Below are 13,186 nucleotides of genomic sequence, written 5' to 3' on the forward strand. Positions count from 1 at the left end.
GTAAAGGTCAGGCGCAGCAACTCTGCTGCTTGGCCAAAAGCACCTCGTCGCACTTCGGGCAGAACTCATGTTCGCCGCTCAGGTAACCGTGCACCGGGCAGATGGAGAACGTTGGGGTGACAGTCAGGTACGGCAGACGGAAACGGCCGAGGGCCTTGCGTACCAGGTTCTTGCAGGCCTGTGTCGACGAGATCTGTTCGGCCATGTACAGGTGCAGCACGGTGCCGCCGGTGTATTTGGTCTGCAGTTCGTCCTGCAATGCCAAGGCCTCGAAGGGATCATCGGTGAAGCCCACCGGCAGCTGCGAGGAGTTGGTGTAGTACGGCGCCTCGGCAGAGCCCGCTTGCCGGATGTCCGCGAAGCGCTTGCGGTCTTCCTTGGCGAAGCGATAGGTGGTGCCTTCTGCAGGCGTCGCCTCCAGGTTGTACAGGTGGCCTGTTTCTTCCTGGAAGCGCACCAGCTCCGCCCGAACATGATCGAGCAGATCGATGGCCAGAGCCCGCCCTGCTGGTGTGTGCAGGCCTTCGGCATCCTCGGTGAAGTTACGCACCATTTCGTGCAGGCCATTCACCCCGATGGTTGAAAAGTGATTGCGCAGGGTGCCGAGGTAACGCTTGGTGTAGGGATACAGTCCAGCATCCATGTGGTGCTGGATCACCTTGCGTTTGACCTCGAGACTCTCCTTGGCCATTTCCAGCAGCGCGTCCAGATGTGCGTAGAGTCCGGCGCGATCGCCCTGATGCAGATAGCCCAGACGCGCGCAGTTGATGGTCACCACGCCGAGCGATCCGGTTTGCTCAGCGGAACCGAACAGTCCACCGCCACGCTTGAGCAGTTCGCGCACATCCAATTGCAGCCGGCAGCACATCGAACGTACCTGGTTGGGCTGCATGTCGGAGTTGAGAAAGTTCTGGAAGTACGGCAGCCCATAGCGCGCCGTCATTTCGAACAGGCGGTCGGCGTTCTCGCTGTCCCAGGGGAAATCGTGGGTGATGTTGTAGGTCGGGATCGGGAAGGTGAACACCCGTCCCAGCCCGTCACCCGCTTGCATGACCTCTATATACGCACGGTTGATCAGCTCCATCTCCGCTTGCAGGTCGCCATAGGCAAACGGCATTTCCTCGCCACCGATATAGGGAAACTGCTCCCGCAGGTCTTCGGGGCAGACCCAATCGAAGGTGAGGTTGGTAAACGGCGTTTGAGTGCCCCAGCGAGACGGCACGTTGAGGTTGTAGATGAACTCCTGGATGGCTTGGCGAATCTCGGCGAATCCCAGGTCGTCCTTGCGCACGAACGGGGCAAGGTAGGTATCGAAACTGCTGAACGCCTGAGCACCGGCCCATTCGTTCTGCAGAGTGCCAAGGAAATTGACCATCTGCCCCAGCGCGCTGGAAAGGTGCTTGGGCGGCCCCGCCTCGACCCGTCCGGGAATCCCGTTGAAGCCTTCGTTGAGCAAGGAGCGCAACGACCAGCCCGCGCAATAGCCAGCGAGCATGTCCAAATCGTGGATATGCAGGTCACCCTCGCGATGGGCGGTGCCGATTTCCGGGCTGTACACCTCGTCCAGCCAATAGTTGGCGGTGACCTTGCCGGACACGTTGAGGATCAACCCACCCAGCGAATAACCCTGATTGGCGTTGGCTCGCACGCGCCAGTCCTCACGGGACAGGTACTCATTCATTGATGCGGCGACATCGACAATCGCCTTGCGATCACGGCGCAGCCTGCCATGCTGCTCGCGATAGACGATATAGGCGCGCGCGGTCGCGTAATGCCCGGCCTCCATCAGGACCCGTTCGACCGCATCCTGCGCCTGTTCCACCTCCACCACTCGCTGCGAGAGACGTCCCAGCACCTGAGCGGCCAAGGCCTGCGCAGTGGCCTGGTCGAACTCAGCGGTCGCCAGGCCCGCCGCCTCGATCGCGCTGCCTATCTTGTCCAGCTCGAACGCGACCAGACGTCCATCTCGCTTACGTAGCGAGACGGGTTGAACTATTTCCTCGAGCCTGATCATCGTGTCTCCATCACCATATATAGCTAAGAAAGAACCAAAAACCACAATATGGTGTGGAATGTAGAGAATCACCGGGCTAAACGAATTGACCATCGTCAATTCGCGTCGGGTCTTTTTCAGGCCAGCGCCTGAGCCGACTACGGCCGGCGATCTTGTCGGTGATCAAGGAAGCGCGAGCGCCAGCACTCCTACGATGCAGCTTCGAACAATCCCGGGCGCGCACCGGTGGAGGAACCATGCTCACCGAAACATCCCTTGTTGCGGAGCTCCGCCGCCATCACTTGTTCAGTCGGCTGCCCGAGGCGGCACTGCAGGAGGTCTGTGCTTCGGCCAATCTCAAGCGATTGCCCGCCGGCGCCGCGCTGTTTCATCAGGGCGACAAGGCCGAACGTTTCTATTTTCTGTTCAGCGGCCAGGTGAAACTGCATCGCGTGGTCTGCGATGGCCAGGAAAAGCTGGTCGAAGTCATCCGTGGAGGTGAGTCCTTCGCCGAAGCGCTGCTGTTCACCGGCACGCCGAATTACCCGGTCAGCGCCACGGCACTCAAGGCCAGTCTGGTGGCGAGCCTGCACGGCCCCCACTACCGACGCATGCTCGAGGAGCACCCGAGCATATGCCTGGACATCCTCGCCACCTTGAGCATCCGTCTGCATCAACGCATGAACGAGATCGACACCCTGACCCTGGCCAACGCCAGCCATCGCGTGGTGCGTTTTCTTTATCAATCACAGGAAGACGACAGCGGCGTTATCACCCTCGACGTGCCCAAACGCCTGATCGCGTCCAAGCTGGGCATTCAGCCCGAGACGTTCTCGCGCATCCTTCACCGCTTGATCGAGTCGGGCATGATCAACGTACAACGCCGGCGCATCGAAATCCTCGATAGCCAGGGTCTCGCGGCCTACCAGGACTGACTGCGGCCAATTGCCTCGGGTTCTTGATGGTCATCAAAGGCTGTCAGCGCCATGGCCGGGATACTAACCTTCGACCTATCGGATCGGGAGAATATGATGGCGACGCCTCGCCTACCGCTGGTTTATTCCTGTTCGGGCTGCTCCAACGTAGCGCAGCTGGCCAACACGCTTGCGGTACGCCTCGATCGTGCCGGCCTGGCGGAGATGTCCTGCATCGCCGGCGTTGGTGGACGGGTTCCGGCGCTAGTTAACAAGGCCGTCTCCGGCCGCCCGATCCTGGCCATCGATGGCTGCCCGCTGCATTGCGCACAGGCCTGCCTGGCGCAGCACGGTGTCACGCCGGAGGTGCATATCACCCTCAGCAGCTACGGCCTGCGCAAGCGCTACCGCGAAGATTGCTCGGAGGCCGAGGCCGACACCCTGTTCGAGAACCTGAAGGGTGTTATCGCCAGCGATCGGATGCAGCTGCGCTCGGGGTGATCACCCACCGAGCGTTTCACTGCGGTTCGATTCAATCAGTCAGGCGGTGGTGGACCGAAGCCCACCCTCCGGCCCGGCAACGACCAGTAGCAGACCAGCCATAACGTAGCGCTGCCGCTGGTTTAGATGCATCACGCTCCGGCCACCTGTGCCCGCCCAGCCGCGGCCACTTCCTCACCGGCCCCCTGCAGTAATTTCCACAGCCAGCTCGGCAAGGTGTCGGGATCGAGGCTGTCGATCAGGTTCTTGATTGCCAGGCCCAGTTCCGTGTCACCTTCAATGACCAGCCGGCGACGAAAGAACAAGGTGTCCGGGTCTTCCTGGCGACTGGCCAGCAGCAGGAATTCGCGCCAGTTGCCACGGATAGTCACCTGCACGGGCGCCTGTGCGGCGATGCGCAGCTTCTCGCGCTCGCAGGTCAAGCACCAGGCCAGGCCGAGGTCGGCGACTTCGAGCTTCATCCAATGGCCATCGAGCACATCGAAGGCACCGTCACTCAGCGCCTCGGCAAATACTTGATTGAGGCTGCGTTCCAGCGCCAGACGCTGCAACAGAAAGGGCGTCCGGGCCGCGAGCGGCAGCAGCCGCCCGCCGAGATTCACCAGGTGGGCACGCGGATTCAGCATAAGCCGGCCTCCTCTGCCCGCAGCATGCCCGGCTGGCCATGCCAGTAGCCATTGCAACCCTCGACGGCAAGCGGCGGCAGAGCGCCCTTGCGCACCGCATCGAACGCCCCGACCACCTCGATCATCCCCGATGCCCTCGGGCTCAGACGCAGCAGGTCAGCGCCGCTTTCGACCAACGCAGGATAGTCCGCCAGCAGATTGCTGACCGAGGCCGACATGGTCTGGATGCCATTGATGGTGAACAGCGCCTCACCTTCCTGGCTCAGCAATGGAATGCCTTCTGGATAATTCTGGCAGCAGAACTGGCAGTCGTCCTTCGGCCGGTTTTCCGCGCGAGCGGTGAAGCAGCGTGCCGAGTAGGCCAGCGGCAAATGACCGTAAGCAAAGATCTCGATCTCCGGCACGGTGACATCCAGACTCGACAGCTGCGCACGTGCGTCCCGGATCATCGCGCCGGAGATTTCCACCGGCGGCACCCAGCGCTGCATGCCGCTTCTGACCAGTTCAGCCAAGGCATAGCCGTTGTAGAGGTTCAGCGCCGGACCGCCAACGAAGGGCAGACCCTTCTCGGCCAAGTAATGCACCGCCCCCATGTCATTGGCTTCGACCAACAGCTCGCCGTTGTCGCAGAGCCGGCGCAGGCCGGACAGCTCCGAAGCGGCCTCGACCAGCGTCAGACCGGACAGCACCAACTGCGCTGCGGACGCCTGGGCCAGATCGCGCGCCAGTCCGATCCAGTCGTCCAGCCCCATGTCGCGGCGCTTGGAGCAGACGGTCTCGCCCAGATAGATGACGTCGAGCGGCATGCTGGCCATGTCGGCGTAGAAGTCCAAGGTGTGCTGGCGATCCCAGTAGAAGAGTACGGGCCCGAGGCTGAGTTTCATGGTTGGTTCCTTGCGAAAGGGGATCACTGCCATGCCCGGTGATAGGCGCCGAGCGTGGTTTGCGAGCCCTCGGACAGTCCATCAAGCACCGCACGCCAGTCCGGATGGACGGCATACCGCTGGGGTGCCTGCAGGTAGCAATCCAGCGCCGCGCGCCAGACCCGGGTGACCTGCTCGACATAGGCCGGGCTGCGTTGGCGGCCTTCGATCTTCATTGCGGTGACGCCGATGGCGGCGAGTTCGGGAATCAGGTCGAGGGTGTTCAGGCTGGTCGGCTCTTCCAATGCGTGGAAGCGCTCACCGTTGACCATGAAGCGACCCTTGCACAGCGTCGGATACCCGGCCGATTCGCCCTCGGCATAGCGATCGATGAGTACGTTGTTCAGGCGCGAGGTCAGCCCTTCCGGCTCTTCGCTCCAGCGCACCGCCTTGGCAGGCGAGCAGACGCCGCAGAGGTTCGGGGACTCACCGGTGAGATAGGAAGACAGATGGCAGCGGCCCTCGGCCATGATGCATAGACTGCCGAAGGCGAAGACTTCGATCGGCACCGGGCTGCTCGCGGCGACCTGCTTGACCTGCTTGAGCGACAACACACGGGGCAACACGGCGCGCTTGATGTTGTAGCGCTGCTGGTAGAAAGCCAGCGCTGCCGCATTGGTCGCCGAGCCCTGCACCGACAGATGCAGATTCAGTTGTGGATGGCGCTTTGCGGCGTAGCCCAGCACGCCGGGGTCCGCGGCAATCAGCGCGTCCACGCCCATGTCCGCGGCCTGATCCACTGCGCGCTGCCAGCGGGACCAACCTTCTGGCTGAGCATAGGTGTTTACGGCGATATAGAGCTCGCGGCGTTTCTCGCGAATCAGCTGCAGACCCTTGTCGAGCTGCTTCGCATCCATGTTCAGGCCGGCGAAATGGCGGGCATTGGTGTCGTCTCGAAAACCGACATAAATGGCATCGGCGCCCTGCTGGACGGCGGCCTTCAACGCGGGCAGGCTACCTGCCGGACAGACCAGGTGCATGGGAACTCCTAGACATGCAGATGCGCACCGCGCCGACGGCAACGGTGCCCGTCCGGGAGCGGACGGAAGGCCGGCAGTCTAGGTAGCCGACCCGCGATCGGCATTGATGGACGTCAAGGAGGCCGCGGCGCGGCAGTGCGGGTAATTCGTCGACATGTGTTTGTAGGGCGATCGGTGGGCTAAGCCACCCTACTGAGGTGCTGTCACTGTAGGGTGGGCTTCAGCCCACCACCATTCAAGCAATGCAAGTGCACCGGCCGTCCAGCCTCGGGCCTCGCTATATCCCTTCGTCGCCCTCGAACTCCTCGGTGGCGCGCGCCACCATTTGTCGCCAGGCACCGGACTCTTCAGCCAGCATGCGCATCGCCTTGAGGCTGGCAACGAAGGCCTGCTGGTAGTGCTGCGGGTTATTCTCGCTGGCGGCGCGTTCCGCATGGGCCAAGGCCTCGGTCAGCAACGCTTCGAACTGGTCATGGTCCAGAGCCATGGAAATCTCCTCGATAGGTCATGTTCTGGAGCTTAGACCACTAGGCTCACGCGACGACTCGTGCCGCTTGGCGGCAGGCATCTGAACCGAACGCCTGCCACCATCGGGGCGTGTCCGTCCGCCAACGGTTACTTGAGCTTCAGCCGCCTGGCCAGCTTGTGCAGGTTGCTCGAATCGACATCCAGCAGCCGCGCGGCTTGCGCCCAGTTTTCCCCGCTGGCTTCCAGCGCACGGATGATCGCCTGGCGCTGGCAGGCGTCGACCGATTCACGCAGCGAAACGATTTCCGCCTGGGTCGCTGGCGTCACTTCGGCGACGGGCGCCAGCGCCGTGGACGGCCCACCGTCCAGATCGAGCAGGTCGGGTTCCAACGTAAGAATTTCGCTGCGCGACGCACCTCGACTGAGCAACCGCAGCGCCGCGCGACTGATGACATGCTCCAACTCACGCACGTTGCCCGGCCAGGCATAGCCGAGCAATGCGCGTTCGGCGGCCGGTGACAGCCGCATGCTGCGCAGCCCCAGCCGCGCGCGGTTCAGTTCGAGGAAGTAGCCGGCCAGGATCAGCACATCGTTGCCACGCTCACGCAGCGGTGGAATCGGCGCCGGGTAGACGGAAAGACGATGATAGAGATCGGCGCGAAAATGCCCGTCACGCACGCTCTCACGCAGATTGCGATTGGTCGCAGCGATGATCCGCACATCGACCTGGCGCGGCTTATCGGCACCGAGGCGTTGAATCTCGCCATTCTGCAGCGTGCGCAACAGCTTGGCCTGGACCACCAGCGGCAGCTCGCCCACTTCATCGAGCAGCAGCGTGCCACCGTTGGCAGCATCAAAACGGCCCGGGCGGTCCGTGGTCGCGCCGGAAAACGCGCCCTTGACGTGGCCGAACAGCTCGCTTTCCGCCAAGGATTCGGGCAACGCGGCGCAGTTAACCAGAACCAGCGGCTTGTTTCGACGCCGCGAATGACGGTGCAGCCAGCGCGCGAACAGCTCTTTGCCGACCCCCGTTTCACCCAGCAACAGCACCGGCAGTTCGGAGTCGGCGACCACCTCCAACTCGCGCAGCAGTTCAGCGATGACCTGACTCTGCCCAAGGATCTCGCCTGCGCTCGGAACCTGGGTCGGCTCCAGCACATCGCTGCGGGCCAGGCGCAGGCCGCGGTTTTCATGCTCCAGTCGAGTGATGCGGATGGCTGCCTCGATCACCAGCGTATAACGCTGCAGGTCGCGCCGCGCATCGTCATCGAAGGTGCCGGCGTGCATCGCATCGAGGGTCAGCGCGCCCCACAACTTGCCTTCCACGAACAAGCTGACGCCCATGCAATCGTGCACCGGCAACGGCTCGCCAGCATGCTCATCGAGCAGGCCGTCGTAGGGATCAGGCAATCGACTGTCGGGCTCGAACCAGGTGGGCTCACGTTGCGAGAGGATGGCGGCAAGCCGCGGATGCTGAGCCACCACGAAGCGCCGACCGAGCGCTTCTTGCACCAGCCCCACCGCGGCCAGCGGACGCAACGTATCCTCGTCGAGACGCAGCAGCACGATCGCACCGCAGCGGAAACGCTCCTGCAGCGTATGCACCAGCCGTTGCAGGCGAACCGCATTGGGCAGTTCGGTAACCAGGTCGGCCAGCAGTGCTTCTTCCATCATGGTGTCAATTACCCTCAAGGTTTTTTAAACCCTAAACCGCCTAGGTAGATTTAACCAGCCAAATATTTTACTCCTTAGTAATCAACGGCTTCCGCATGGCACAGGGCTTGCGTTATCTCTGCTAACTCAACCCACACGGAAACGCCCGATGACGAACGCGCTGACCGAGCAAACCTTGGGCAGTCTGGCCTGCCTGATCCCTGGCGCCACCCGAGTGTTCCGCCAGTACAAGCTGGATTTCTGCTGTGGCGGCAGCACCCGCCTGCGCGATGCCGCACAGCAACGCGGTCTCGACACCGAGGCCATCGCAGCCGAGCTAGCCGCGCTGAGTGGTGACTCCGCCACCGAGCCGGATTGGCGCGATGAGCCGACCGCCGACCTGATCGAACATATCCTCGAACGCTTCCATGAACGTCACCGCGACCAGCTTCCGGAGCTGATCCGACTGGCCAACCGCGTCGAGCAGGTGCACGGCAACAAAGCAGACTGCCCGACCGGGCTCGCGGAGCATCTCTGGTGCATGCAACAGGAGCTCGAAAGCCACATGCTCAAGGAAGAGCAGATTCTCTTCCCGATGCTGCGGCGTGATAGCCAGCTACCCCAGACTCAGGGCCCGATCGCTGTAATGCGCTACGAACACGACCAGCACGGCACCGCCCTGGCGCGCCTAGCCGAACTGACCAACGACATTACCCCGCCGGCTAACGCTTGCAATACCTGGCGCGCGCTCTATAGCGGGCTTGAGGAGCTACGCGGCGATCTGATGCAGCATATTCATCTTGAGAACAACATCCTGTTCGTCAGGGCATCGGCGAACTGAGACGGAACGGCCCGAGGCGGGCCAAGCGCCCGTCCAGCCAAGTGGAGGCAACATGAAAGCAGTCATTCAACCCTTGGCCTGGGGTCTCGCCATGGCCTCGATGCTAGCGCTGGCCAGCGGTGTGGCACTCGACCTGGTCGTCGGCCCCACCCAGGCAGCGGTCAGCCAGCATGACCATGGCGAGCACAGGCCTGCGTTACCCGCTACGGGAGGGCAACAGTGGGCAACCGACGAGGCCCTGCGCGAGGGCATGACGCGTCTGCGGCAAGCACTGGATGCGGCACTGCCAAGTGATCCGACACAGGCAATCAGCGCCAGCCAGGCGATGCAGCTGCAGGCAGACGTCGAGGAGAACGTTTCCTTCCTGATCGCCAATTGCGAACTGCCCGAGCAAGCCGATGCAGCCCTGCACGAGCTGCTGGCCGATCTACTCAGAGGCGCCAAGGCACTGGCCGAGCCTGCCGAACGCGATCAGGGCGCGCAGCGTATCCTCGCCACCCTGCAGCATTACCCCGAAGTATTCGCCGCGCCCCACTGGCGAGATACGGCTGCCGCCAGTCACTGAACCGGCATCGTGATGCACTGCCATCCCGTTCGAAGCTCAACACTGGCCTGCATCAATACCCGCTCCTGATGGCTGGGCTAGGCTCAACACGGACTCAGCGCATCGTGCCTGCTACTTCGCTTGATCGGAGCAGCCAGCCGAGCGCAGCTACCCCCGCTCCGGATCATTTGCGAGCGGCGATTACTAGAAAACAGGACGCCTTGCATGGTTCTTCACCGCGTACACAACCAGATTCTCCGTAGCCACCACCTGTTCGAGCCGCTGAACGACGAGCAGATGGATGAACTGATGAGCGCCAGCCAGCTGCTCAACCTCGACAAGGGCGACAACCTTTTCCACCAGGGCGAGCCCGCCCACGCGTTCTATTTTGTGATTTCCGGCGCGATCAAAATCTACCGCCTGACCCCGGATGGGCAGGAGAAGGTCTTCGAGGTGATCGGCAATCGGCAGACCTTTGCCGAGGCGATGATGCTCATGGACACGCCCAACTATGTCGCCTCGGCCCAGTCTGTCTGCCCGACGCAGGTATATCGATTCTCCAACGCGGCCTACATGCGCCTGCTGGAAGCGAATCAGAAGCTGTCCTTTGCCTTGCTCGGCAAACTCAGCGTGCGCCTTCACCAGCGCATCAACGAGATCGAGACGCTGTCGCTGAAGAACGCCACGCACCGCGTGGTGCGCTACCTGATGACCCAGTTGGCGCGGCAGAAAGACGAAGGCAACAGCTTCGAGCTGCCGATGGCCAAGCAACTGATCGCCGGGCACCTGTCGATCCAGCCGGAGACCTTTTCGCGGATCATGCGGCGCCTGATCGACGAAGAAATCATCACCCAGGATGGCCGGCAGATCACCATTCTCGATCGCCAGCGTCTGGAACAGTTCGAATAATCGGCGATGGGCTGGCCGCACGTCGGCCCTCACTGCCACCGCCTCGGTCGCGCAGGCCGGGCGGCTTTTCTCGACGTTTGATTGCGATCAACCACGAATGCCGACGGCGCATGACAAGCTGCACATGACCAGAGAGGACGCCGCCATGGCTCAGTGCCTGTACTGCCAGCAACCCAATCCGCCGCAGGAAGCCGAATGCAGCAACTGCGGCATGCCCCTCCCCGCCCACGCCGATACCGCCGGTGAACGCCGGCAGCGCCGCTTCATGTGGTTCTGTATCGGTCTGACCATCTTTTGCGCCGCGATGATCGTCTGGCTCCCGCGCCACTTGTTTTAGCTTAAAAACGGGAAGCGACGGCGCTCTGTAGGGTGGGCTTCAGCCCACCAGCGGAACGCATATCCGTAGGGTGGATCACGCCTCACCGATCCACCGAGCTGAATCAAAACGCCGCATCTCCGCTACCGGGTAAACAGGGAATGAGCGCCGTAACGCCGAGCATCACTCAGGGTTCCGGCGCGGAATCGCCAGAGATGGTGGGCTAAAGCCCACCCTACGGGTGAAGCGGCGAGCTCTGTAGGGTGGGCTTCAGCCCACCAGCGGAATGCAGATCCGTAGGGTAGATCACGCCTCACCGATCCGCCGAGCGAGATCTACAAAAGCCGCATCTCCGCCCGTAGAGCTGACAGGTTGGGCGCCGTGACGCAGAGCATCAATCAGGGTTTCGACGCGGAATCGCCAGAGATGGTGGGCTAAAGCCCACCCTACGGGTGAAGCGGCGCGCTCTGTAGGGTGGGCTTCAGCCCACCAGCGGAATGCAGATCCGTAGGGTGGATCACCCTTCACCGATCCACCGGGTGGCGATCCACCGAACCGGATAAAGGCAGATTTAAAGAACCGACATCCACCCTACGGCTGGGTCAGCTGCTTGTACAACTGAGGCAGGCGGAACGGCAATTGTTGCGGCTCCTTGATCAGCGTGTAGCCATTGGCACCAAACATATAAGGCAGGTAATCGCCGGCCTCCTGGTCGATGGTGATGCAGAACGGCAGCAACCCCTGACGCCGCGCTTCCATCACGGCCTGGCGGGTGTCCTCGACGCCGTAACGGCCCTCATACAGATCCAGATCGTTGGGCTTGCCATCGGTCACCAGCAACAGCAGTTTGCGCCGCTGCTTGCAATTGCCGAGCAGTTCGGTGGCCTGGCGAATCGCCGCCCCCATACGGGTGTAATAACCGGGTTTGAGCGCCTGAATGCGACCGCGGGTGTCGTCGCCGTAGCGCTGGCGAAAACTCTTCAGCTCCTGCATGCGCACCTGCTGGCGACGCAGCGAGGAAAAGCCGTACAAGGCGAAATCGTCGCCCACCGCCGACAGCGCCTCACCGAATAGCAGCAGGCTATCGGTGATCACGTCGATCACCTTGTGCTCATCGTCCAGGTGCGCATCGGTGGACATCGACAGGTCGGCCAGCAACAGGCAAGCCAGATCGCGGCGACTCTGCCGCTGCTCCATGAACAGGCCGCGCTCGACGCACTGCCCGTGCTGGCGCTCGACATGGAAATCCAGCCAGGCCTGCATGTCCAGCTCTGACCCCTGGGGTTGGCCACGCAGCCATTGCCTGTCATTACGCAAGTGCTCGAACTGCCGACGCAGCTTGCGCGCCAGCGGGCTCAGGCGTAGCGGTAGCGCTTTCGGTTCGGAACCGCGCGGGAGCATCATCTGCAGATTGACGAAGTCGTCCTGCAGGCGCTGCTTGCGGTAGTCCCACTCCGGCAGCTTGATGCCGTCGCCCAGCGGAATATCGTCAACATCTGTAGGCGGGAGGTCCAGGTGCAGCTTGAGGCCGCCGCCCTTGCGCATGCGCTGGCGGGACATGGCGATTTCATCGAGATCTTCGGCCACGCGCGAGGCGTCCTCGTTTTCGCTGTCGTCGCCTTGGCGATCGAGTTCGACGTGCTCGGTCCAGCTGAACAGATTCTCCAGGCGGAACAGCATCAGGCCGCCCTTGCTGGTGCTGTCCTCGACGCGCTTGGCGCGCTTGCGCATGCCTTTCTGCTCAGTCGGTGGCGCCTGCAGGTTGTTGTCCGGATCCTCATCAGCCAGCTCGGTGGCCTGCGGCACGCCGAGATTTTCAGCCGGATACAGCCACATCGGCAGCGGCCAGGGGGCTATTTCGCTGCGCGGAAACTGCTCGACGCTGCCCGGCTCGCGCAGTGCCTGACGCAGCGCCCGCTCCAGAGCGGCCTCGGCCCGGGGCATCGAATCGGGGTCCGGGCGCAGCAGCAGATGCACTTCCACCAGGCGTTCATAGCGTGGGCGCATGGCCGGAAAACGCTCAAGAATCGTCTGGGTCCAGCGCTGGTTGTCACGCGCCCAGTGGCGCATCTCGCCCGCCTGCGCTGCAAGCAGCGCCAGCCAGCGATACAGATCTTCGTTGAGAGCAACCTCGGGAAACACTGCGAGACTCTGCGGCAGGCGCAGGTTGCTCGCATCGCACCAGGCCACCGGCAGTTGCTTGCAGGTGCCCGCGACCTGTTGCAGCAGATTGCGCCGCAACATCAGGTCACGTGCACCGGCGGCTTCCACGCCGATGCCACTGGAACCGCCCATGGCACGGAAAAGCACCGACAGCGATCGCCGCATGCTCTCCAGTTCGACACAGGCTTCGGGGAACTCAGGGTTTGCGCGACGGGTGATGAAACGATGCCAGACGCTGCCGACCCACTCTTCGACTTCGATGGTAAAACCCATGGCAATCACTCCGTAGCGCAAGAAGAAAACAGAAACGGCCCGCTAGGTATCAGCCGGGCCGTTGGTCATGTCGCGATCGGAC

General features: G+C 62.6%; 13 protein-coding genes. 6 read left to right on the plus strand and 7 right to left on the minus strand.

Translation table 11 applies throughout. The features are described from left to right. Positions 1–7 precede the first annotated feature (7 nt). A complete protein-coding gene (locus DQ405_RS05335) occupies positions 8–2,014 on the minus strand; it encodes a ribonucleoside triphosphate reductase (protein WP_168423238.1) in 2,007 nt (668 codons plus the stop codon). 236 nt (positions 2,015–2,250) lie between these two features. Here DQ405_RS05335 and DQ405_RS05340 point away from each other — a divergent pair, with 236 nt between their 5' ends. Both DQ405_RS05340 and DQ405_RS05345 read left to right on the plus strand, forming a co-directional pair. After that, entirely contained in the window at positions 2,251–2,928 is a 678-nt protein-coding gene (locus DQ405_RS05340) for a Crp/Fnr family transcriptional regulator (protein WP_168423239.1), read from the plus strand. A 93-nt stretch (positions 2,929–3,021) separates the two neighbouring features. Then, complete coding sequence (locus DQ405_RS05345; RefSeq protein WP_168423421.1) at positions 3,022–3,408, plus strand: putative zinc-binding protein; 387 nt, start codon at positions 3,022–3,024, stop codon at positions 3,406–3,408. Between the two features lie 131 nt (positions 3,409–3,539). On the opposite strand, the gene ubiT is transcribed toward DQ405_RS05345, so the two are convergent. The 5 genes from ubiT to norR all read right to left on the minus strand — a co-directional run bounded on the left by ubiT (position 3,540) and on the right by norR (position 8,079). Beyond that, positions 3,540–4,034 (minus strand): ubiquinone anaerobic biosynthesis accessory factor UbiT, encoded by a 495-nt coding sequence (ubiT, locus tag DQ405_RS05350; RefSeq protein ID WP_168423240.1) that lies wholly within the window; start codon positions 4,032–4,034, stop codon positions 3,540–3,542. Beyond that, positions 4,028–4,918, minus strand: coding sequence for a U32 family peptidase (locus tag DQ405_RS05355; protein ID WP_168423241.1), 891 nt, complete (start codon positions 4,916–4,918; stop codon positions 4,028–4,030). The genes ubiT and DQ405_RS05355 overlap by 7 nt, the downstream gene beginning before the upstream one ends. Positions 4,919–4,941: 23 nt before the next feature. Further along, positions 4,942–5,937, minus strand: a complete 996-nt coding sequence (gene ubiU / locus DQ405_RS05360) for a ubiquinone anaerobic biosynthesis protein UbiU (protein WP_168423242.1) — start codon at positions 5,935–5,937, stop codon at positions 4,942–4,944. Between the two features lie 277 nt (positions 5,938–6,214). After that, positions 6,215–6,424 (minus strand): hypothetical protein, encoded by a 210-nt coding sequence (locus tag DQ405_RS05365; RefSeq protein WP_168423243.1) that lies wholly within the window; start codon positions 6,422–6,424, stop codon positions 6,215–6,217. Positions 6,425–6,552: 128 nt separating this feature from the next. Continuing rightward, positions 6,553–8,079 carry a nitric oxide reductase transcriptional regulator NorR gene (gene norR, locus DQ405_RS05370; protein ID WP_168423244.1) on the minus strand — a complete coding sequence of 509 codons (1,527 nt, stop codon included), beginning with the start codon at positions 8,077–8,079 and terminating at the stop codon, positions 6,553–6,555. A 148-nt stretch (positions 8,080–8,227) separates the two neighbouring features. On the opposite strand from norR, the gene ytfE reads away from it, so the two are divergent. From ytfE to DQ405_RS05390, 4 genes are all read left to right on the plus strand, one after another. Beyond that, positions 8,228–8,899 (plus strand): iron-sulfur cluster repair protein YtfE, encoded by a 672-nt coding sequence (gene ytfE, locus DQ405_RS05375; RefSeq protein WP_168423245.1) that lies wholly within the window; start codon positions 8,228–8,230, stop codon positions 8,897–8,899. Positions 8,900–8,951: 52 nt separating this feature from the next. Beyond that, positions 8,952–9,464: a DnrO protein gene (locus tag DQ405_RS05380; RefSeq protein WP_168423246.1), complete on the plus strand. Its 513-nt coding sequence runs from the start codon at positions 8,952–8,954 to the stop codon at positions 9,462–9,464. A 204-nt stretch (positions 9,465–9,668) separates the two neighbouring features. After that, positions 9,669–10,352 (plus strand): Crp/Fnr family transcriptional regulator, encoded by a 684-nt coding sequence (locus tag DQ405_RS05385; protein WP_168423247.1) that lies wholly within the window; start codon positions 9,669–9,671, stop codon positions 10,350–10,352. Between the two features lie 145 nt (positions 10,353–10,497). Further along, positions 10,498–10,689 carry a DnrP protein gene (locus DQ405_RS05390; protein ID WP_168423422.1) on the plus strand — a complete coding sequence of 64 codons (192 nt, stop codon included), beginning with the start codon at positions 10,498–10,500 and terminating at the stop codon, positions 10,687–10,689. 570 nt (positions 10,690–11,259) lie between these two features. Here the strand turns inward: DQ405_RS05390 and DQ405_RS05395 are convergent. Further along, positions 11,260–13,104 (minus strand): nitric oxide reductase activation protein NorD, encoded by a 1,845-nt coding sequence (locus DQ405_RS05395; protein WP_168423248.1) that lies wholly within the window; start codon positions 13,102–13,104, stop codon positions 11,260–11,262. Positions 13,105–13,186 lie beyond the last annotated feature (82 nt).

Source organism: Pseudomonas sp. SST3, from assembly GCF_003325755.1.